General features: G+C 68.4%; 19 protein-coding genes. 12 read left to right on the forward strand and 7 right to left on the reverse strand.

Features of this window, described 5'->3' with window-relative positions; all coding sequences use genetic code 11:
* Nucleotides 1-81 precede the first annotated feature (81 nt).
* The 6 genes from ACIBK4_RS29115 to ACIBK4_RS29140 all read left to right on the forward strand — a co-directional run bounded on the left by ACIBK4_RS29115 (nt 82) and on the right by ACIBK4_RS29140 (nt 8,258).
* Nucleotides 82-1,080, forward strand: coding sequence for a LacI family DNA-binding transcriptional regulator (locus ACIBK4_RS29115; RefSeq protein WP_398999153.1), 999 nt, complete (start codon nt 82-84; stop codon nt 1,078-1,080).
* A gap of 110 nt (nt 1,081-1,190) precedes the next feature.
* The gene (locus tag ACIBK4_RS29120; protein ID WP_398999155.1) at nt 1,191-2,537 is read left to right on the forward strand and encodes an ABC transporter substrate-binding protein; all 1,347 of its coding nucleotides are present in this window, start codon (nt 1,191-1,193) and stop codon (nt 2,535-2,537) included.
* 4 nt (nt 2,538-2,541) lie between these two features.
* Entirely contained in the window at nt 2,542-3,498 is a 957-nt protein-coding gene (locus ACIBK4_RS29125) for a carbohydrate ABC transporter permease (protein WP_398999158.1), read from the forward strand.
* Nucleotides 3,495-4,370 (forward strand): carbohydrate ABC transporter permease, encoded by an 876-nt coding sequence (locus ACIBK4_RS29130; RefSeq protein WP_398999160.1) that lies wholly within the window; start codon nt 3,495-3,497, stop codon nt 4,368-4,370. The genes ACIBK4_RS29125 and ACIBK4_RS29130 overlap by 4 nt, the downstream gene beginning before the upstream one ends.
* 40 nt (nt 4,371-4,410) lie before the next feature.
* Nucleotides 4,411-6,012 (forward strand): glycoside hydrolase family 13 protein, encoded by a 1,602-nt coding sequence (locus ACIBK4_RS29135; RefSeq protein ID WP_398999162.1) that lies wholly within the window; start codon nt 4,411-4,413, stop codon nt 6,010-6,012.
* Between the two features lie 65 nt (nt 6,013-6,077).
* Nucleotides 6,078-8,258 (forward strand): discoidin domain-containing protein, encoded by a 2,181-nt coding sequence (locus tag ACIBK4_RS29140; RefSeq protein ID WP_398999165.1) that lies wholly within the window; start codon nt 6,078-6,080, stop codon nt 8,256-8,258.
* On the opposite strand, the gene ACIBK4_RS29145 is transcribed toward ACIBK4_RS29140, so the two are convergent.
* From ACIBK4_RS29145 to ACIBK4_RS29175, 7 genes are all read right to left on the reverse strand, one after another.
* On the reverse strand, nt 8,227-9,045 hold the full coding sequence (locus ACIBK4_RS29145) for an ABC transporter ATP-binding protein (protein ID WP_398999167.1): 819 nt from the start codon (nt 9,043-9,045) through the stop codon (nt 8,227-8,229). The genes ACIBK4_RS29140 and ACIBK4_RS29145 overlap by 32 nt on opposite strands.
* A gap of 20 nt (nt 9,046-9,065) precedes the next feature.
* The gene (locus ACIBK4_RS29150; RefSeq protein ID WP_398999170.1) at nt 9,066-9,845 is read right to left on the reverse strand and encodes an ABC transporter permease; all 780 of its coding nucleotides are present in this window, start codon (nt 9,843-9,845) and stop codon (nt 9,066-9,068) included.
* Nucleotides 9,842-10,615, reverse strand: coding sequence for an ABC transporter permease (locus tag ACIBK4_RS29155; protein ID WP_398999172.1), 774 nt, complete (start codon nt 10,613-10,615; stop codon nt 9,842-9,844). Before ACIBK4_RS29155 ends, ACIBK4_RS29150 begins: the two co-directional genes overlap by 4 nt.
* Nucleotides 10,612-11,580: an ABC transporter substrate-binding protein gene (locus tag ACIBK4_RS29160; protein ID WP_398999174.1), complete on the reverse strand. Its 969-nt coding sequence runs from the start codon at nt 11,578-11,580 to the stop codon at nt 10,612-10,614. Before ACIBK4_RS29160 ends, ACIBK4_RS29155 begins: the two co-directional genes overlap by 4 nt.
* Nucleotides 11,581-11,796: 216 nt before the next feature.
* Nucleotides 11,797-12,732, reverse strand: coding sequence for a PDR/VanB family oxidoreductase (locus tag ACIBK4_RS29165; RefSeq protein ID WP_398999176.1), 936 nt, complete (start codon nt 12,730-12,732; stop codon nt 11,797-11,799).
* Nucleotides 12,729-12,908: a hypothetical protein gene (locus tag ACIBK4_RS29170; RefSeq protein ID WP_365298324.1), complete on the reverse strand. Its 180-nt coding sequence runs from the start codon at nt 12,906-12,908 to the stop codon at nt 12,729-12,731. The genes ACIBK4_RS29165 and ACIBK4_RS29170 overlap by 4 nt, the downstream gene beginning before the upstream one ends.
* Nucleotides 12,905-13,969: a Rieske 2Fe-2S domain-containing protein gene (locus tag ACIBK4_RS29175; RefSeq protein ID WP_398999178.1), complete on the reverse strand. Its 1,065-nt coding sequence runs from the start codon at nt 13,967-13,969 to the stop codon at nt 12,905-12,907. Before ACIBK4_RS29175 ends, ACIBK4_RS29170 begins: the two co-directional genes overlap by 4 nt.
* A gap of 142 nt (nt 13,970-14,111) precedes the next feature.
* On the opposite strand from ACIBK4_RS29175, the gene ACIBK4_RS29180 reads away from it, so the two are divergent.
* The 6 genes from ACIBK4_RS29180 to ACIBK4_RS29205 all read left to right on the forward strand — a co-directional run.
* A complete protein-coding gene (locus tag ACIBK4_RS29180; protein WP_398999180.1) occupies nt 14,112-14,450 on the forward strand; it encodes a hypothetical protein in 339 nt (112 codons plus the stop codon).
* A 311-nt stretch (nt 14,451-14,761) separates the two neighbouring features.
* Nucleotides 14,762-16,027 carry a cation:proton antiporter gene (locus ACIBK4_RS29185; RefSeq protein WP_398999182.1) on the forward strand — a complete coding sequence of 422 codons (1,266 nt, stop codon included), beginning with the start codon at nt 14,762-14,764 and terminating at the stop codon, nt 16,025-16,027.
* A gap of 243 nt (nt 16,028-16,270) precedes the next feature.
* Entirely contained in the window at nt 16,271-16,417 is a 147-nt protein-coding gene (locus ACIBK4_RS29190) for a hypothetical protein (protein WP_398999184.1), read from the forward strand.
* Between the two features lie 11 nt (nt 16,418-16,428).
* Nucleotides 16,429-17,232 carry a sulfotransferase domain-containing protein gene (locus ACIBK4_RS29195; RefSeq protein WP_398999186.1) on the forward strand — a complete coding sequence of 268 codons (804 nt, stop codon included), beginning with the start codon at nt 16,429-16,431 and terminating at the stop codon, nt 17,230-17,232.
* Nucleotides 17,233-17,259: 27 nt separating this feature from the next.
* Nucleotides 17,260-18,069 (forward strand): sulfotransferase domain-containing protein, encoded by an 810-nt coding sequence (locus ACIBK4_RS29200; protein WP_398999188.1) that lies wholly within the window; start codon nt 17,260-17,262, stop codon nt 18,067-18,069.
* Between the two features lie 596 nt (nt 18,070-18,665).
* A partial coding sequence (locus ACIBK4_RS29205; RefSeq protein WP_398999190.1) for an amino acid adenylation domain-containing protein occupies nt 18,666-21,751 on the forward strand: 3,086 nt, incomplete at its 3' end.

Raw genomic sequence — 21,751 nt, forward strand, 5'->3', positions numbered from 1 at the left:
GAGGCCGTGGAGTCGCGATCGGCTTGATCCGACTCCCGCATAACGCAAACCACTTGCGCATCTTGCGCTATTCTTGCGCACATGACGCGACGACTTGCTGAGGTGGCGAAGAAGGTCGGGGTCAGCGAGGCCACGGTCAGCCGGGTGCTCAACGGCAAACCCGGAGTCTCCGAGCCCACCCGGCAGGCGGTGCTCTCCGCCCTGGACGTTCTCGGCTACGAGCGGCCCACACAGTTGCGCGGGGAGCGCGCGCGACTCGTGGGTCTGGTGCTGCCCGAGCTGCAGAACCCCATCTTCCCCGCCTTCGCCGAGGTGATCGGCGGCGCGCTCGCCCAACTCGGTCTGACCCCGGTGCTGTGCACCCAGACCAAGGGCGGCGTCTCCGAGGCCGACTATGTGACGCTGCTGCTGGAACAGCAGGTCTCCGGAGTCGTCTTCGCCGGCGGGCTGTTCGCGCAGGCGGACGCGCCGCACGACCACTACCGGCTGCTCGCCGAGCGCAAGATCCCGGTCGTTCTGATCAACGCGGCCATCGACCACCTCGGTTTCCCCGCCGTGTCCTGTGACGACGCGGTCGCCGTCGAGCAGGCCTGGCGGCACCTCGCCTCCCTCGGCCACGAGCGCATCGGGCTGGTCCTCGGCCCGGCCGACCACATGCCGTCGGCAAGGAAGTTGGCCGCCGCGCGGGTCATCGCGCCGGACCTGCCCGACGAGTTCGTCGCACGGGCCATCTTCTCCATCGAGGGCGGTCACGCCGCCGCCTCCCGGCTCATCGACCGGGGCGTCACCGGCATCATCTGCGCCAGCGACCCCCTCGCCCTGGGTGCCATAAGGGCCGCACGCCGCAAGGGACTTGACGTCCCGTCACAGATTTCTGTCGTCGGTTACGACGACTCCGCCTTCATGAACTGCACCGAGCCCCCGCTGACCACGGTCCGCCAGCCCATCGAGGCCATGGGCCGGGCCGCCGTGGAGCTGTTGAACTCACAGGTCGGCGGCACGGCCGTACCGGCCGAAGAGCTGCTCTTCGAACCGGAACTGGTAGTGCGTGGTTCCACCGCGCAAGCCCCGCGCGGCTGACAGTCGCCCCGCTGTCGAATAATTACAGATTCTGCGCGACATCTTGCGGACAGGTGTCGGCGGTGCTTGAGTGTGCGGCGCCCACCGCTCCTGCCCAGAGGGGTCCACCGATGAGAAGCACCGGGTTCCGCCGTACCTTCGCCGCGATCGGCGTCTGTTCTCTCGCGCTCACTGCCGCCGCCTGCGGGTCCGGCGACGACTCGGGGAGCGGCAAGACGCGCATCACGGTCAACTGCGAGCCGCCCAAGAGCGCCAAGGTCGACCGCAAGTTCTTCGACTCCGATGTCGCGGCCTTCGAAAAGAAGAACCCCGACATCGACGTCGTCACCCACGACGCGTTCCCCTGCCAGGATCCGAAGACCTTCGACGCCAAACTCGCCGGCGGCCAGATGGAGGACGTGTTCTACACGTACTTCACCGACGCCAAGCACGTCGTCGACATCAACCAGGCGGCCGATCTCACGCCGTACATCAAGGAGTTGAAGAGCTACGACACCATCCAGAAGCAGCTGCGTGACATCTACACCGTCGACGGCAAGATCTACGGCATCCCGCGCACCGGCTACTCGATGGGTCTGATCTACAACCGCAAGCTCTTCCAGCAGGCCGGCCTCGACCCCGACAAGGCGCCGACGACCTGGGCCGAGGTCCGGGCCGACGCGAAGAAGATAGCCGCGCTCGGCAACGGCACCGTCGGCTACGCCGACTACAGCGCCCAGAACCAAGGGGGTTGGCACTTCACCGCCGAGATGTACTCGCAGGGCGGCGACGTCGTCAGCGCCGACGGCAAGAAGGCGACCATCGACACGCCCCAGGGTCACGCCGTGCTGCAGAACCTGCACGACATGCGCTGGACCGACAACTCGATGGGCAGCAAGCAGCTCCTGGTCATCAACGACGTGCAGCAGCTGATGGGTTCGGGCAAGCTCGGCATGTACCTCTCCGCGCCGGACAACATCCCGATCCTGGTCAAGGAGAAGGGCGGCAACTACGACGACCTCGCCCTCGGCCCGATGCCCGGCGGCCAGGGCACGCTCATCGGCGGCGACGGCTACATGTTCAACAAGCACGACACGCCCGCCCAGATCCGCGCCGGCCTCAAGTGGCTCGACAGCATGTTCCTCACCCCGGGCAGCGGCTTCCTCGGCGACTACGCTCGCGCCAAGAAGGCCAACGCGCCCGTCGGACTGCCCGAACCGCGCCTGTTCACCGGCGCCGCCGACGCCAAGGACCAGCAGGTCAAGAAGGCCAACTCCAATGTCCCGGTGGCGAATTACCAGGCCTTCCTCGACGGCAACCAGTCCCTCCAGATGAAGATCGAGCCGCCGGACGCCCAGCAGATCTACTCCGTCCTCGACGGAGCCGTCTCCGCCGTCCTCACCAAGAAGGACGCGAACATCGACCAACTCCTCAAGGACGCCTCCGGAAAGATCGACGGCATCCTGGCCCGGGGCTGACCCGATGACCCGGACGGCCACCCGGAGTCCCGTCGAGACGACGGCAGTTCGACAGGTCGAGGCGCCGCCCCCGGCAGGGGGCCCGGGGCGGCGCCGCCTCCTCGACCAGGCGCGCGCCTACGCCTTCCTCATCGGCGGCCTGATCTGCTTCGCCCTCTTCTCCTGGTACCCGGCGATCCGCGCGGTCGTGATCGCCTTCCAGAAGTACACGCCCGGCTCCTCGCCCGAGTGGGTCGGCACCGACAACTTCACCCAGGTCTGGCACGACCCCGAGTTCGCCGCCGCCTGGCGCAACACCCTCGTCTTCACCCTGCTGGCCCTGCTCATCGGCTTCGCGATCCCCTTCGTACTCGCCCTGGTCCTCAACGAGTTGAGGCACTGGAAGGCGTTCTTCAGGGTCGTCGTCTACCTCCCGGTGATGATCCCGCCAGTGGTCACCGCCCTGCTGTGGAAGTGGTTCTACGACCCGGGAGCGGGCCTCGCCAACGAGACGCTGCGCTTCCTGCACCTGCCCACCTCGAACTGGTCCAACGGCACCGACACCGCCCTCATCTCCCTGGTGATCGTGGCCACTTGGGCCAACCTGGGCGGCACCGTCCTGATCTACCTGGCCGCACTCCAGTCCATCCCGGGCGAGCTGTACGAGGCGGCCGAGCTGGACGGCGCGAGCCTGCTGCAACGCGTCCGGTATGTGACGATCCCTCAGACCCGGTTCGTCATCCTGATGCTGATGCTCCTTCAGATCATCGCCACGATGCAGGTGTTCACCGAACCGTTCGTGATCACCGGCGGCGGACCGGAGAGCGCCACCGTCACCGTGCTCTACCTGATCTACAAATACGCCTTCCTCTACAACGACTTCGGCGGCGCCTGCGCGCTCAGCGTGATGCTCCTCGTGCTGCTCGGCGTCTTCTCGGCCCTCTATCTGCGGCTGACCCGCTCCGGAGAGGACGACCTGTGACCACCCGCACGCTGCTCTCCCCGGCGAGCCTCGCCCGGCCGCGCGGAAAGGCCGTCTACTGGACGGTGTTCACCGGCGTCGTCGTGCTCTTCGCCCTCGCCTTCCTCTTCCCGGTCTACTGGATGGTGACCGGCGCGATGAAGTCGCCGGACGAGATCGCGCAGACCCCGCCCACGATCGTGCCCCACCACCTGCACATCAGCGGCTACACCGACGCCTGGGACCTGATGCAGCTCCCGGAGCACCTGTGGAACACGGTCGTCCAGGCCGCCGGCGCCTGGGCGTTCCAGCTGGTCCTCTGCACGGCCGCCGCCTACGCCCTGTCCAAACTCAAGCCCGCCTTCGGCAAGTTGATCCTCGGCGGCATCCTGGCGACGCTGATGGTCCCGGCGCAGGCCCTGGTCGTACCCAAGTACCTGACCGTCGCCGACCTCCCGCTGATCCACACCAGCCTGCTCAACAGCCCCCTCGGCATTTGGCTGCCCGCCGTCGCCAACGCCTTCAACCTCTACCTCCTCAAGCGGTTCTTCGACCAACTCCCGCGCGACGTCATGGAAGCCGCCGAGATCGACGGCGCCGGGAAACTCCGCATCCTGTGGTCCATCGTCCTGCCCATGTCCCGCCCGGTCCTCGGCGTCGTGTCGATCTTCGCGCTCGTCGCCGTGTGGCAGGACTTCCTGTGGCCGCTGATGGTCTTCTCCGACACCGACAAGCAGCCGATCAGCGTGGCACTCGTCCAGCTGTCCCAGAACATCCAACTGACCGTGCTCATCGCCGCGATGGTGATCGCGAGCATCCCCATGGTCGCGATGTTCCTGGTCTTCCAGCGGCACATCATCGCCGGGATCAGCGCGGGCAGCACGAAGGGCTGACACCGCCCCCTTCGACGCCCCCGACAGAAAGGCCAGCACCGTGGGACAGCCCCCCCATGCCCAGAGCCAGGACGACTGGTGGCGCTCCGCCGTCATCTACCAGGTCTATGTCCGCAGCTTCGCGGACGGCGACGGCGACGGCACCGGCGACCTCGCGGGCGTCCGCTCCCGACTGCCGTATCTCGCCCAACTCGGCGTGGACGCCCTGTGGTTCACCCCCTGGTACCTGTCGCCGATGAAGGACGGCGGCTACGACGTCGCCGACTACCGCGCCATCGACCCGGCCTTCGGCTCCCTCGCCGAGGCCGAGAAACTCATCGCCGAGGCACGGGAGTTGGGCATCCGCACGATCGTCGACATCGTGCCCAACCATGTGTCCGACCAGCACCCCTGGTTCCGCGCCGCCCTCGCCGGTGGCCCCGAGCGCGACCTCTTCCACTTCCGCCCGGGACGCGGCGAACACGGTGAACTCCCGCCCAACGACTGGCCGTCCCAGTTCGCCGCCTCCACCGAACCCGTGTGGACCCGCCTCCCCGACGGCGACTGGTACCTCCATCTGTTCACCCCCGAACAGCCCGACCTCAACTGGGCCCACCCGGCGGTGCGTCAGGAGCACGAGGACATCCTGCGCTTCTGGTTCGAGCGCGGCGTCGAAGGCGTCCGCATCGACTCGGCGGCCCTGCTCGCCAAGGACCCCGACCTGCCCGACTTCGTCGAGGGCCGCGACCCGAACCCCTTCGTCGACCGCGACGAACTCCACGACATCTACCGCTCCTGGCGGGCCGTCGCCGACGAGTACGGTGCCGTCTTCGTCGGCGAGGTCTGGCTCCCCGACACCGAACGCTTCGCCCGCTACCTCCGCCCCGACGAACTCCACACCGCCTTCAACTTCGCTTTCCTGTCCTGCCCTTGGGACCCGGAGAGACTGCGCGCCTCGATCGACGAGACCCTCGCCGAGCACGCCCCGATCGGCGCGCCCGCCACCTGGGTCCTGTGCAACCACGACGTGACCCGCACGGTCACCCGGTACGGCCGCGCCGACACCGGCTTCGACTTCGCCACCAAGGCCTTCGGCACCCCGACCGACCTCGCCCTCGGCACCCGGCGCGCCCGGGCGGCCGCCCTGCTGTCGCTGGCGCTGCCCGGAGTCGTCTACCTCTACCAGGGGGAGGAGTTGGGTCTTCCCGAGGTCGAGCTGCCCGCCGACCGCATACAGGATCCGATGTACTTCCGGTCCGGCGGCACCGACCCCGGCCGCGACGGCTGCCGCGTGCCGCTGCCCTGGGTCGAGGAAGCGCCGTACGCGGGCTTCGGTTCGCGCGGTGAGCCGTGGCTGCCGCAGCCGGTCGGCTGGACATCGTATGCGGTCGACCGTCAGCAGCGGACCGTCGACTCCATACTCAACCTCTACCGCGAGGCGATCCACCTCCGGCCGGTCTTCGGCGACGGCCCCCTCACCTGGCTGCCCGCCCCCGACGGAGTCCTCGCCTTCGCCCGCGCGGAGGGCGTGACCTGCGTGGTCAACCTCGCCGACGCACCCGCCGACCTCCCCGCCCACACCCACCTCCTGCTGACCAGCGGCCCCCTGGACGACCAGGGACGCCTGCCGCGGGACACGGCCGCCTGGCTGCGCACCGTATAGCCGCCGGCCCTCGGCCGTCACCTGCATCCGCTATCCCCGCACCCCCACCTCGAAGGGATCAGCACATGCACAGCACCACTTTCAGATCTGTCAGGCGCATGCCAATGATCGGCGCGGCTGTCGCGCTCGCCGCCGGCACGCTCGTCGCCCTGACCCCCGCCGCCGCCCACGCCGCCTCGGGCGCCTCCCTCCCCTTCACCTCCGTCGAGGCCGAGTCGGCCACCACCACCGGAACGAAGATCGGCCCCGACTACACCCAGGGGACCCTCGCCTCCGAGGCCTCGGGACGGCAGGCCGTACGGCTCACCTCCGGGCAGCGGGTCGAGTTCACCGTGCCGCGCGCGGCCAACGCCGTGAACGTGTCGTACAACGTCCCGGACGGCCAGAGCGGCAGCCTCGACGTGTACGTCAACGGGGTCAAGATCAGCAGGACGCTCGCCGTCACGTCCAAGTACTCGTACGTCGACACCAGTTGGATCGCGGGCGCGAAGACGCACCACTTCTTCGACAACTCCCGGCTCCTGCTCGGCCAGAACGTGCAGCAGGGCGACAAGGTCGCGTTCGTGGCGACGGGCACCCAAGTCGCCGTCGACGTCGCCGACTTCGAGCAGGTCGCCGGGGCCGCCGCGCAGCCCGCCGGTTCGGTGTCCGTGGTCTCCAAGGGCGCCGACCCCAGTGGCGCGGGCGACTCCACCCAGGCCTTCCGGGACGCCATCTCCGCGGCCCAAGGGGGAGTGGTGTGGATCCCGCCGGGCGACTACCGGCTCACCTCCTCCCTCAGCGGCGTGCAGAACGTGACGCTCCAGGGCGCCGGTCAGTGGTACTCGGTCGTGCACACCTCGCGCTTCATCGACCAGTCCAGCTCCTCCGGCGGCGTCCACATCAAGGACTTCGCGGTCATCGGCGAGGTCACCGAACGCGTCGACTCCAACCCGGACAACTTCGTCAACGGGGCGCTGGGACCGGGCAGTTCGGTCTCCGGGATGTGGATCCAGCACCTGAAGGTCGGCCTCTGGCTGACGGGCAACAACGACAACCTCGTCGTCGAGAACAACCGCATCCTCGACACCACCGCCGACGGCCTCAACCTCAACGGCAACGCCCACGGCGTCATCGTCCGCAACAACTTCCTCCGCGACCAGGGCGACGACTCCCTCGCCATGTGGTCGCTCAACTCCCCGGACACCAACAGCAGTTTCGAGAACAACACCATCTCCCAGCCGAACCTCGCCAACGGCATCGCGATCTACGGCGGCACGAACATCGCGGTCAGGAACAACCTGGTCTCCGACACCAACGCCCTCGGCAGCGGCATCGCGATCTCCAACCAGAAGTTCCTCGACCCCTTCTCCCCGCTCGCCGGCACGATCACGGTCGACGGCAACACCCTCGTCCGCACCGGCGCGATCAACCCCAACTGGGGCCACCCCATGGGCGCGTTGCGCGTCGACTCCTACGACAGCGCGGTCAACGCCACTGTCACCATCACCAACACGACGATCACCAACAGCCCTTACAGCGCCTTCGAGTTCGTGTCCGGCGGCGGGCACGGGTACTCGACCGGCAACGTCTCCGTGAGCGGGGCGACCGTGCAGAACGCCGGGACGGTCGTCGTCCAGGCCGAGGCGCAAGGCTCGGCCAAGTTCAGCAACGTGCAGGCCACCGGCGTCGGCGCGGCCGGCATCTACAACTGCCCCTACCCGTCCGGCTCCGGCGCCTTCACCCTCACCGACGGCGGCGGCAACTCCGGCTGGAGCAGTACCTGGTCGGACTGCTCGACCTGGCCGCAGCCCGGGCAGGGCAACCCGCCCCCGGACCAGAACACCAACCTCGCCAAGGGCCGCCCCGCTACGGCGACCGGCTCGCAGGACGTCTACACACCGGGCAAGGCGGTCGACGGCGACGCGAACACCTACTGGGAGTCCGCCAACAACGCCTTCCCGCAGGCCTGGACGGTCGACCTCGGCTCCAACCAGGCAGTCCGCAGGCTGGTGTTGAAGCTGCCGCCGTCCTCCACGTGGGGTGCCCGCACGCAGACGCTGTCCGTGCTGGGCAGCACCGACGGCTCGGCCTACTCGACCGTCGTCGGCTCCACCGGCTACCGCTTCGACCCGGCGACCGGGAACACGGTCACCGTGGCCCTGCCCAGCGGTACGAACCTGCGCTACCTACGGCTCAACGTCACCGCCAACTCCGGTTGGCCCGCGGCGCAGTTCAGCGAAGTGGAGGCGTATCAGACTTCGTGAGCCGGTCCTGAACCGGGAGCGTCCCGCGCTTCGCCGCCTGGATCTGCTCGTAGACATGGGTCCGCAGTTCGGCGAAGCGCGGGGCGACCCGGGTGTGCAACTGATCGCGTTCCACGGGCAGATCGACCTTCAGCTGCTCCTGCACGACGGTCGGCGACGCGGACAGCACGACCACGCGCTCGCCCAAGTAGACGGCCTCGTCGATGTCGTGGGTCACGAACAGGATCGTGATCCCGCGCTCCCGCCACAACCCCCGTACCAGGTCCTCCAGATCGGCCCGGGTCTGCGCGTCGACCGCCGCGAACGGCTCGTCCATCAGCAGGACTTCGGGCTCGTAGGCGAGCGCCCGCGCGATCGCGACCCGCTGCTGCATACCGCCGGACAGCTGCCACGGATACGCCCCGGCCGCATCCGTCAGGCCCACCGACTCCAGGGCGTCCGCGACCAGTTCACGCCTGCGCGCCTTGCTCAACGCCTTCTGTTTCAGGGGGAGTTCGACGTTCTCGCCGACCCGCATCCAGGGGAAGAGGCTCCGCCCGTACTCCTGGAACACGAACGCCATCCCGGGCGGCGGACCGCTCACCTTCCGTCCGTTCAGCAGGACTTCGCCCGCGGTCGGGGTGAGCAGTCCGCCCATGCACTTCAACAGCGTGGTCTTGCCGCAGCCCGACGGGCCGACGAGACAGACGAGTTCGCCGGCGTCGACGGTGAAGGTGAGGTCCCGCACCGCCTCCACCCGGCGGCCGGAACCTTCGTAGACCTTGTTCAGGCCGCGTACGTCGAGCATGGACCGCCCTTTCACGATGTTCACGGGGACCGGCGGGAGGCCGCGCGCAGGCCGTGGTACCAGCCGAGCACCCGCCGCTCGACCACCTGGAAGACGACGGAGAGCAGGAATCCCAGCATCCCCAGGACGAGGATGCCGGTCCACATGTCGGGCACCGCGAAACTGCGCTGGAACTGGACGACGGCGTAGCCCAGTCCGTCCGTGCCCGCGAACATCTCGCTGATGACCATGAGGATGATCCCGATGGACAGCGCCTGACGCAGCCCCGTGAAGATCTGTGGGCTCGCCGAGCGCAGCACCAGGCTCCGCAGGCGGGCGGTGCCCGTGATGCCGTAGGAGAGGGCCGTCTCCTTCATGACCGGGTCGACCGCGCGTACGCCCTCGACCGTGTTGAGGAGGATCGGCCAGACGCAGCCGCTCGCGATGACCACGATCTTCATCGTGTCGCCGATGCCCGCGAACAGCATGATGACCGGGACCAGGACCGGTGGCGGGACCGCGCGCAGGAACTCCAGGACCGGTTCGCACACCGCCCGCACCCGCCGGTAGGAGCCGATCACCGTGCCGAGCGCGATCCCCGCGACGGCCGCCGCGGCGTAACCGGCCGTCAGCCGCAGCACGCTGGGCAGGACGTCCGACTTGAGCCTGTCGGCGGTCCACACGTCGGGGAAGGTCTTGAGGATCGTCCGTAGCGGTGGCCAGAACACATTGGTGCTGCCGTCCGACGCCAGCCACCAGACGGTGAGCAGCACCGCCGGCAGCGCGACCACGAACAGCAGCCGGAGCAGAGCCCGCCTCACACCGTCACCTCCCCGCGCACCGACTGGTGCCAGGCCAGCGCCCGCCGCTCCACCGTCCGCGCGCCCACGTTGATGATCAGCCCCAGCAGACCGGTCACCACGATCAGCGCGTACATCTCGGGCACCGCCTGCGAGCTCTGCGCGACCATGATGGTCGCGCCCAACCCCGGTGCCCCGATGACCAGTTCGGCGGTGATGGTGAGGATCAGCGCGACGGCCGCCGCCAGCCGGACACCCGTCATGACGTACGGCAGGGCGCTCGGCCACAGCACGTGCCGCACCCGGGCCCAGGTGCCGAGACCGTAGGACCGCGCCGTCTCCTCGGCGACCGGGTCGACGTCCTGGACGCCGTAGAGGACCTGGATCAGGATTTGCCAGAAGGAGGCGTAGACGACGAGCAACAGCACCGACTTCAACTCGGTGCCGTACAACAGCACTGCCAACGGGATGAGGGCGACCGAGGGGATCGGGCGGAGGAATTCGACCGTCGATGCCGTCGCCTCGCGGAGGTACGGGACCACCGAGAGCAGGACGCCTGCGACGATGCCCGCGCCGACGGCGATCGCCAGGCCGAGGGCCCAGCCGGTGAGGGTGTCGCCGAGGGCCGACCAGAACGTGCTGTCCTTGAGTTCGTCCCAGAGCGCGGACGCGATCCTGCTGGTCGGCGGGAAGTACGCCTCTTTGACGATGCCGACGCGCGGCACGACCTCGCCGAGGGCGAGGAAGGCCGCGAGTCCGGCCGCACCCAGTGCGGTGTTCAGTCCCTTCACGGAAGCAGCTTGTCCAGGTCGGGGGCCGTCTTGAAGAGACCGTCCGTCACGCTCAGCTTCTCCAGTGCCTCGATCGACGAACGGTTCGGATCGGCGGGCCACTTGGGCAGGATCACCTTGGCCAGCACACTGGCGGGAACCTTGGTGTAGGTGGCGACGATCTGGCGGACCTCGTCCGGGTGGGCGTCGGCGTAGGCCAGGGACTCGGCGGTCGCCTCCTGGAACTTCTTCACCACGTCCGGGTTCTTGGTCGCGTACGCCGACGACGTGAAGTACATGGCGACGGTGAGGTTCGGCGCCACGTCGACCAGCGGCCAGGCGATCTGCTGGGCGCCCTGGTTCAACATGGTGGTGAGCGCGGGTTCGACGGCCATGGCGGCGTCGATCTGGCCCTTGTCGAGCGCCGCCGGCATCTGGTCGAAGGCCAGCTCGACGAACTTGACCTTGTCCGGGTCGCCGCCGGCCTTGCGAACGGATTCGCGGACGGCCGTCTCGTTGATGTTCTTCAGCGTGTTGACCGCGACCTTCTTGCCCTCCAGCTCCTTCGCCGACTTGAGGGTGCTGCCCTTCTTGACGACGAGGGCGCCAAAGTCCTTGCCGGACACGCCCGTTGAGGCGACGCCGTTGGCGATGGCCTTCACGGGAACGTTGTTGGACTCGGCGAGCATCAGGGAGGTCATGTTGGAGAAGCCGAACTGGAACTGGCCGCTCACCACACCCGGCACGATGGCCGCGCCGCCCTGCGCGAGCGTCATCGAGAGCTTCAGCCCGTGCTTGCCGAAGAAGCCCTCCTTCTGGCCGAGATAGAGCGGGGCGACATCGACGATGGGGATGACCCCCACCTTGACCGTGGTGGTTCCGGTGGACGAGCTGTTCTGATCCGACGCTCCGTTGCCGGACGAACCGCAGGCCGACGCGGCGACCAGCACGGTTCCGGCCGCGAGGCCGACGAGCAGACGACGCATGGCAACTCCTGTGCAGACGACGGTGTTCCGACAGGCTGTGCGCAGACCGCACAGTGGTGCTCAATGGGTGTTGAGCGGGAACGTAGGGCCCCGTCGCGGCCAGGTCAATGCCTAGTGCTCACAATATTGTTGACAGTTATCGAAGTGCGCTCTTGGCGTGTTGTCCCCGCGTCGTCACAGCTCCGGTCCGCGCCGTCACGGATCCAGGACGCGTCGTCACAGATCCAGTACGAGCCGCTTTCCCAGGCAGCGCGAGACGCAGATGAGCATCGTCTCGCCGGCCGCCCGTTCCTCCTCGCTCAGCACCGAGTCGCGGTGGTCCGGGGTGCCTTCCAGGACATCGGTCTCGCAGGTCCCGCAGGTGCCCTCGGTGCAGGAGAACAGCACCTCCACACCGGCGGCGCGCACGGTGTCGAGCACGGACACGCCCACCGGGACGGTGACCGTCTTCCCGCTCTGCTCCAGCACGACCTCGAACTCGCTGTCGGCGTCCGCGACTTGGGCCTTCGGCTGGAACCGCTCGACGTGCAGGATGCCGCCGGGACACCGTGCCTCGACCGCGTCGAGCAGCGGCCCGGGACCACAGCAGTAGACGAGGGTGCCGTCCGGAACGTCGTCCAGCACCGACGGCAGGTCGAGCAGCCCGACCTCGTCCTGCGGAGCGACGGTGACGCGGTCGCCGTAGCGGCTCAACTCCTCCGTGAACGCCAGGGAGTTACGGGTGCGGCCGCCGTAGAGCAGGCTCCAGTCGGCGCCCGACGCCTCCGCCGCGGCCAGCATCGGCAGGAGGGGGGTGATGCCGATGCCGCCCGCGACGAAGCGGTAGCGGGGGGCGGGCTCCAGCCGGAAGTGGTTGCGCGGTCCGCGCACCCGCACCTTGTCGCCCTGCTCCAACTGCCCGTGCACGTAAGCCGATCCGCCCCGCCCGTCCGGCTCGCGCAGTACCGCGATCCGCCAGGTCGTACGGTCGGCCGGGTCGCCGCACAGCGAGTACTGGCGCTCCAGATCGGGGCCGAGCACGACGTCGATGTGGGCGCCCGGTTCCCAGGACGGGAGTTGCTCGCCGAGCGGATGGCGGAGCGTGAGGGCGAGGACGCCGTCGGCCGCGAAGTCCCTTGACTCTACGACGAGTTCGGCCTCGTGGGTGGTCATGCGCCGGCTCCCTGTGCATCGTCGACGGCGTGGCCGCGGGGGTGGGCGAGCATCCACTCCCACATCTCGATCGGGTCCTGAGAGGTGTGCTCGCGGCCGCAGTGACAGGTGCCGTGCAGGACGTCGGTGCCCGGCAGCCAGTCGATGCGGTAGACCTCGCCGGTCGGAGCGGTCACTGGACCTGCTCCACGGGCTTGGCGCCCTCCTCGACCAGCCGGGCGAGGATACGGCGGGCGGCGAGGCCGCCGGTGTCGATGTTGATGCTCAGCTCCTGATAGCCGGAGCGTTCCGAACCCAACGTCCTCTGAAGGAGGTTGAGCGCGTCGACGTCCTGCATGACGACGGTGTGGTTGTTGCCGCGCAGGAACTCGGTGACCTCGGCGTCGCCCGTGGCCCAGTCGCGCGAGACCGCCCAGAAGTCGTACACCTTGCCGTCCGACGAGGGCGTGATGGCGTAGGTGATCTCGGTGTGGAAGCCGTTCGGGTCGCTGCCGTCCTCCTCGGGCAGGACGCCGACCGGGGCGATACGGCTGTGCAGGAGGTAGAGGCAGGGCGCGTGGTACTCGATGTCCTGCCAGCGAGTGATCCGCCCTTGTATTCCGGTGGACTTGGCGTAGAACGGCGGGCACTCGGCGTCGTCCATGTGCCGGCTCACTCGTACGACGCCGGCGCCCTCGTCGACCTCCGTGGTGATCGGGGTCTCGGCGACCTCGGGCGAGCCGATGTAACCGCCGTGCAGATACGTCTCGTGGGAGAGGTCGAGGAGGTTGTCGACGAGGAGTCCATAGTCGGCGTCGATCGGTTCCATGCCGCTGACGGTGACCCAGTCGGGGGAGGCGAGGTGCGGGGCGCGGGGGATGACCTGCGGGTCCGCGAGCGCCGGGTCGCCGATCCACACCCAGACCAGCGCGTCCTGCTCGACCACGGGGTAGGAGGCGACGCGGGCGGTGCGGGGGATGCGTTTCTGGCCCGGCACGTACACGCAGGTGCCCGTCGTGTCGTAGGTGAAGCCGTGGTAGCCGCACACGATCCGGTCCCCGTCGAGGCGGCTCTCGGAGAGCGGGAACCGCCGGTGCACACACCGGTCGTGGAGTGCTATGGCACTGCCGTCGTCCTCGGTGCGGTAGAAGACGAGGGGCTCGCCGAGGATCGTCCGGCCGAGGAGGTCGCGGCCGACCTCGTGGCTGTAGGCGGCGACGTACCACTGGTTCCTGGCGAAGGCGGTCATGTGAGGCATGGCGTTCCCGTCCCTGTCGGCGGGGCATCGTCGCCCCGCGTGCCGTGGTTGGGATCAGGTTCCTGAGGGCCGCGTGCACGGCGCAAGGCGGCTTCTGCCAGGCGGAAGGGCTTCCGTGAACCGGTCGGCCCGAGGGTTGGCGGTGACTGTCGACAGGGACATCGATCCGTTCGACCTCATGGTGAATCTTCAGGACGACGGATCGCGGCGAGGCGCCGAGCAAATGAGTCCGGCCGAATCCGTGAACGACCTCGTCGAGCAGTTCCGACCGGTGGCGAAGTTCCCGCACGATCCGTTCACGAAGGTATTCCTCAATCAGTGTTCCGTTCTCCTCGGCCATGGCCTGAACAGCGACCCGCGAACTATGGTGGCCGTCGCCGGGGAACTCCTCGCACAGGGCAGTCGGATGACGCTGTTCGATGTGCCGGCTCAGGGGGAGTCGAGCGGGTGTGAACCCTTTCGGAATGGCACGGCGAGATGAGTGCCGAGGCGCGGATATCGATCTCGCCCTCGCCTGCCCGAACGCGCGTCGAGGAACTGCACTCGGGCCGGCGGCGGTCGGCCGTGCAACTCGTCGAAGGTGCCGGTCATTTCGACGTCGTGAAATCACCCGAGGAACGGACGATCTTCGCCACGCACCTTCGGAACATTGCACAGGGGGAAATCGATGGACACGACAGAAGAACTGTGCCGGTTACCGTTCACACCCACGGGGACGCGGCCCCCGAACGTGACCCGGGCCCCGGAACCGAAGAGAACGACCCCGGTCGCGACGGACCGGCAGGGTGCGCGATGACGCCCGCCGTGGCCGGCCACACGGCGGCCGCCCTCTCTGCCGTCCTCGGTGTCGCCTACCTCGGACGGTGGGTCGCGCGCCGGCTCGGGCAGCCCGGGGTCGTCGGCGAGATCGCCGTCGGCATGCTGCTGGGGCCCGCCATCCTCGGGTGGGCCTGGCCGCAGGCACAACCCGTCCTGCTGCCGGACCCCGTGATCGAACCGCTGCGGCAGATCGGGCACGCCGGACTCGTCCTGTTCCTGGTCGGCGTCGCCCACGAGCTGCGGATGGACGACTCCCGCCTGCGGGAAAGAGCCATCGGCTGGACGACACTGGGCACCCTCGCACCGTCCCTGGCGGCCGGTGCGGCATTCGCCGGCTGGCTCGTCTGGTACGACCGTCCCGAGCTCCGGGGGACAGGGCCCACCCTTGCTTTCGTACTGCTGCTCGCGACCACGATGGCGGTCTCGGCGGTACCCGTGCTCGCCAGGATCCTCGCCGACCGGGGCCTGACCACCACGCGCGCCGGACGGCTCGCGCTGACCTCGGCGGCGCTCGTCGATGCCGTGGCCTGGCTTCTCCTCGCCGTGGTGATCGGAATCGCCAAGGGGGGCGCGGGGGGCATCGCGACGGCGGGCACCATGTTCATTCTCGGCGTGCTCGCGATCATGCTGGGCCGCCGGCTGCTGAGGGTCCGTCAGGCCGAGTGGCTCTGCGCCCGGTTGCCCTGGCTGGTGGCCGTGGTGCTGGGGGCGTGCGTGCTCGGTGCGGCGGCCGCGGCGGAGTCCTGGGGCCTCACCGCGATCTTCGGCGCGTTCGCGGTGGGACTGATGATCCCGCCCGGTTCACCGCACTGGGACGCACCGGTCCGCTGGGTGTCGACGCTGGGCCGGTGGCTGGTGCCGGTCTTCTTCGTCACCACCGGACTCAAGATATGGACGGGAGCGACAGGCATTCCCTGGCTCGTGGCGCTCTTGGCGACGGCCCTGGCCGTGCTGTCGAAGATCGGCGGCGGCTACGTGTTCCTGCGCCGGGGTGGCGAGGAGCGCGGCGAGGCACTCCGCCTGGGCGTCCTGCTCAACACCCGCGGGCTCACCGAGATCGTCCTCCTCCAGGCCGGGTACAGCGCCGGAGTGCTCACCTCCACCCTGTATCTCGCACTGGTGGTGATGGCGCTGATCACCACCGCGATGACCGGCCCGCTGCTGTCGGTGATCAACCGCCGTCTGCCCACGGACACGGTGACAGCGCCCCAGGAGGAGCAACGGGCCACCACGAGCTGAGCGATCCGGGAAAGGGAGCGCGCACTTCTCTCCGGTCGAGGCTGCGGGCGGTTCGCGACGTGCGGGCCGTCGCCGAGCCCGAGAACGATCCGTTCGAGGTGACCAGGGCGGGCGAGGCGGCGACAGCGGGAACCGAAGCGGCCGTACAGCGACTCCGAGACGGTGAACAGCGAAGCGGGTACGGTCGGTTCCGGATGCACCGGCGGGCCCCTCCCTCGGGAAGGCGGCCGTTGAGCACCGCCGGTGCTCCGGTCGAGAGTCGAGTTCGTCCTCTCCCGTTCTCCTACGACCCGGGGCTTCGACCAGCCCACGTCATCGCTCATCGAGCGCAAGGTGTACGTCTTCCGGCGTGATGTCCGACTGCCGTTCCGCGGCACGATCCCGCATTGAAAGGAGGAGCCATGGCGTTGGCCTGGATAGCTTCCTACCCGAAGTCCGGCAACACCTGGGCCCGCATCCTGTTGGCCAGCTACCTGCGTGACAGACAGGTCGAGCTGCGCATGGCGCAGTTGGGCCGGGGCCGACTGGACGACGCGGTGCCCGACCTGGTGAACGTACTGCGTACCGGCACGATGCTGCCGGTCGCCCAGCCACGACCACTGGCGGTGAAGACCCACTTCCTGCCCGGCCGGAACATCCACGACCCGTATCGCGATGCCACCACCAAGGTGATCTACCTCGTGCGCAACCCACGCGACGTGATTCCCAGCGCGGAACGGATGCTGAACGTCAGCCCGGACCGCCGGACCGCGTACGCGAAACACTTCATCGACAACCGCGGGGTCGTGCCGTGGCAGCGCATGGGGTTCGGGCTGTGGACGGAGAACGTGCTGGAGTGGACCACCCCTGAGCGGCTGCACCAGTACTTCCCGAACACCGAACTGCTGGTCCTCCGGTACGAGGACATCAAGCGGGACACCGCCGGGTCGCTGTACAAGATGATCGACTTTCTCGGTTTCGACAGCGAGCTGGACTCCGACCGGGTGCAGCGCGCCGTGGACAACTCCGCATTGGACAAGATGCGCGACGCCGAGCGGCGGGACGACTCACTCCGCCACCGCGACCGGAACCCGTTCTTCGGCCAGGGACTGAGCGACCAGTCCCTGGCCGGCTACGGCGAGGACATCGAGGACGCCTACCGGCGCCTGCTGCGCGAGGACGAGGAGTTCGGCAGCCTCGCCGGTCAGTACGGATACGCCAACTAACCCGGTGACACGAGGGAGACGAGGACCATGCCCAGCCTTGCCTGGATCACCTCCTGCCAGCAGTCCGCCTGCGGCCTGGCTCGCGCGCTCGTAGCGGGCTACCTGCTGGATTTGCCTCCGGGTGACGCCACGCCGGAGGACCTGAACGACCTGGCACCCGAGTTGTCGGTGCTGTTCAACTGGGGACGGGTCGTGCCGCTGGAGGAGCCGCGACCCCACCTGGTGCGGACCTTCCTCCTGCCCAGCGCCGAAGTCATCCAGTACTACCGGTCGATCACCGGAAAGGTCGTGTACGTGGCACGCGACCCGCGCGGCATCATGTACGCCATGACTCAGGGAAACCGGGTCAGACCCGAGGACCGGGAGCGGCGGATCAAGCAGCTGCTGGGGAGCCCGGACGAGTCGCTGAAGCAGTCCGACGAGGCGTACGCCAACTGGCAGCTGCACGCCCGGGAGTGGACCCGGCCTGAGCGGGTCCGCGCACACTTCCCACAGCTGGAAGACGTCTGCGTGATACGGCACGAAGACCTGTTGACCGACCCTGGCGCGGCGCTCGGGCGGATCGTCGACTTTCTTGAGGTCCCGGGCGGGGTGGACGGCGACCGGGTCCTGCGGGCCGTGGAGAACTGGACGCTGACGACCGTCCGGGCGTCCGGCATCTTCGAGATGCCGCCCGGCATGAGGGAGTTCCGGACATCACAGGCGAACGACGCCCCCCACTTCGAGTCGTCCGTGGCCAAAGATGTCGAAGAGTCGCTGGCAGCGGCCTACCAGGAGCGGATCCGCGAGGACGCGGAATTCGCGGCACTGGTCGAGCAGTTCGGGTACGCGGACTGAGCGGAACCAGGAAGGTGCGGCGGTCCCCGAGGCACCGCCGCACCCGGCCTTCATGAGCAACGGTCCCCGCCACGTCCCGACGCGCGACTCGTGGGCGACTGTGCAACCGGCGCACCACCGCAGTTGGACTCTTTTCCGGGGATGACCTGCGGATCAGAATGTCGATGGAGGAGCCGTCCGCCCGGCGAAGGCCTTGGCTTCCACACCCCCGCATGACCACAATCAACTGAACGGCACGTCCGTACGGAACTCAGGACCCGCACTCGGTTTCGAGAAATCCCCTCAACCGTTCAACTGCGCCGACTCATCAGTTGGACAGTGCCCGTCTCGGTGTTCCGCAGCCGGCCTTGTTCAACGACCGGTGATGCGCTGAAATTTGGCCGTCGGTCTGTCACCGCAACGCAGACCGGTGTCGGGCGACGGTGGACGGCTCGGGTATCCCCGGGCGTGAATTTCCCTGAATACTGGGCGATTCACGATCGCGTCGGCACAGCGCAGCACGGCGCGGCGCCGACGCCGATAAGACGTGCGAAAGATCCGGTGACATCAGAAATCGAGTTGGTCGGCTGCACGCCCAGTGCAATAGGGAGAAAACGATGATTCCGTTGTCGCATGCCCAGCGGCGGCTGTGGTTCCTCGGCCAGATGGAAGGGCAGAACCCGGCCTACAACAGCGGTGTCACCGTGCGTTTCCGCGGCCAACTCGATGTCGCGGCGCTGGGCACCGCGCTGCGCGACGTCCTTGAGCGCCATGAGGCACTGCGGACCGTGTTCCCGGCCGTCGATGGTGAGCCGCATCAGCAGATCCTCGACATGCGACAGCTGGACTGGCAGCTCCAGGTGCGCCGGGTGGCGGCGGAAGAACTGACCGCGGCGGTCGCACAGGCGGAGGAGTATTCCTTCGACCTGGCAGCGGAGATCCCGGTGCGGGGATGGCTGTTTCAGACCGGCGCCGACCAGCAGACACCGGACGAGCATGTGCTCGTCCTGATCGTCCATCACATCGCCATGGACGCCTGGTCGCGGGCGCCGCTGGCGCGAGATCTCTCAGCGGCGTACGCGGCACGCCTGCGGGGCGAGGCACCGCGGTGGAGCGCCCTGCCGGTGCAGTACGCCGACTACGCGTTGTGGCAACGAGAGCTGCTGGGGGAGGAGTCGGACCCGGCGAGCCGGCTGTCGACTCAGCTGGCCTACTGGCGGCAAGCGCTCGCGGGAGCGCCGGAAGAACTTCCCCTGCCGGTTGACCGACGGCGTCCGGCCGAGCCGGGTCACCGTGGGCACACCGTGCCGCTGCGGGTGCCGGCCGAGGTGCATCAGCGGCTGGTGGAGGTGGCCCGGGCCGAGGGCGTGACCGGGTTCATGGTGGTGCAGTCGGCGTTGGCGGTGCTGTTGTCGCGGCTGGGCGCGGGCACGGATATTCCGGTGGGGTCGTCGGTGGCGGGGCGGACCGACGAGGCGTTGGACGACTTGGTCGGGTTCTTCGCCAACACATTGGTGATCCGCACCGACCTGTCGGGCGACCCGACGTTCACCGAGGTACTGAGTCGGGTGCGGCAGACGAGCCTCGGTGCGCTGGCGCATCAGGACGTGCCGTTCGAGCGGCTGGTGGAGGATCTGTCGCCGACCCGTGCGCTGGCCCGGCACCCGTTGTTCCAGGTGATGCTGACACTGCAGAACACCGGTGAAGCGGCCCTTGAGTTGCCGAACGTGACCGCCGAGGTCCTGCAGAAGCCCATGACCCTGGCCAGGTTCGATCTCGAAGCGGCTGTCGTGGAGATGTTCGATGCCCAGGGACGTCCCGCGGGGTTGCAGGGTTCGCTGACGGTGGCGACGGATTTGTTCGATGCGTCGACGGCGGAGCGGATCGCGGGTTGGTTCGTGCGGGTGTTGGAGTTGGTGACGGCTGAGCCGCAGGTGCGGCTGCACGAGGTCGACCTGCTGGATGAGCGGCAGCGGGATCAGGTGTTGGTGGAGTGGAACGACACGGCGGTCGAGGGTGTCGACGACGGCACGGTTGTCGAGTTGTTCGAGCGGCAGGTGGAGCGGACTCCGGACGCTACGGCGGTGGTGGCCGACGGGGTGGAGGTGTCGTACCGGGAGTTGGACGCGGCGGCGAACCGCGTGGCGCGGTACCTGGCGGCTCGGGGTGTAGGCGTCGAGTCGGTGGTGGCGGTGGTGTTGGAGCGCGGGATCGACGTGGTGGTGGCGTTCCTGGGGGTGCTCAAGGCCGGGGCGGCGTACCTGCCGGTCGACGTGCACCTACCAGCGCAGCGCGTGGGACTCATGGTGGACGACAGCGGCGCCGGCTGTGTGCTGACGTCGGTGGCGTGTGCGTCCCTGGTCGCCGAGTCGGTGCCGCTGGGAGTGCCGGTGGTCGTGGTGGACGAGCCGGGAGTGGCGGCGGAGCTGGCGGGGTTCGACGACGGCGTGCTGTCGAGCTCCGAGCGAAACGGTGAGCCGCTGCCGGACAACTCGGCCTACGTGATCTACACGTCGGGATCGACGGGGCGGCCCAAGGGGATTGCGGTTCCTCATCGCGGTGTCGTTCGGCTGTTCGCCTCGATGCGGAATCTGTTCGACCTCGGCCCGGACGACGTCTGGAGCTGCTTCCACTCGTTCTCCTTCGACGTGTCGGCCTGGGAACTGTGGGGCGCTCTGGTGCACGGCGGCCGGGTCGTGGTCGTGCCCTATGAGGTGTCCCGGTCACCGCTGGAGCTCGCGGAGCTGCTGACGCGCGAACGCGTCACGATCCTGAGTCAGACACCGTCGGCGTTCTACCAGATGCTCGCGGCTGACGGCTTCCACCTGGGTGCGTTGCGGCTGGTGGTGCTGGCCGGCGAGGCGCTGGACCCGGCGCAGTTGGGTGGCTGGTGGGCCAGGCAAGGAGAGGGCGACCCCTGGCTCGTGAACATGTACGGGCCGACCGAGGCGACGATCTATGTCACGCATCGGCGCCTGGACGGCGGCGACCAGGACAGTGTGATCGGCCGCGGTGTCGCGGGAATGTCGATGCTCGTGCTCGACGACGGTCTCTCGCCGGTTCCGGTGGGTGTGGTGGGTGAGTTGTATGTCGCGGGTGCTGGGGTGGCGCGGGGTTATGTGGGGCGGGTGGCGTTGACGGCGGAGCGGTTTGTGGCGTGTCCGTTCGGGTCGGGTGAGCGGATGTATCGGACCGGGGACCTGGTGAAGTGGACGGCGGACGGGCAGCTCGTCTTCGTCGGCCGGGCCGATGAGCAGGTGAAGGTCCGTGGGTTCCGGATCGAACCCGGCGAGGTTGAAGGTGTGCTGCGTTCGCATCCGGAGATCGCCCAGGCGGCGGTGATCGCCCGCGAAGACATTCCTGGTGACAAGCGGCTGGTGGCTTATGTGGTGCCGGTGGATGTTGCTGGTGGGGTGTTGGTGAGTGGTGGGGTTCGTGAGTTTGTGGCGGTGCGGTTGCCGGAGTACATGGTGCCGTCGGTTGTGGTGGTGCTTGATGAGTTGCCGTTGACGGTGAGTGGGAAGTTGGACCGGCGGGCGTTGCCGGCGCCGGATTACACGGCGGGTAGTGGTGGTGGTCGGGGTCCGGTGTCGGTGCAGGAGGAGATTCTGTGCGGGGTGTTTGCGCAGGTGTTGGGTGTGGAGTCGGTGGGGGTGGATGACGATTTCTTTGATTTGGGTGGGCATTCGTTGTTGGCGGTGCG

Source organism: Streptomyces sp. NPDC050528, from assembly GCF_044457795.1.
Taxonomy (GTDB): domain Bacteria; phylum Actinomycetota; class Actinomycetes; order Streptomycetales; family Streptomycetaceae; genus Streptomyces.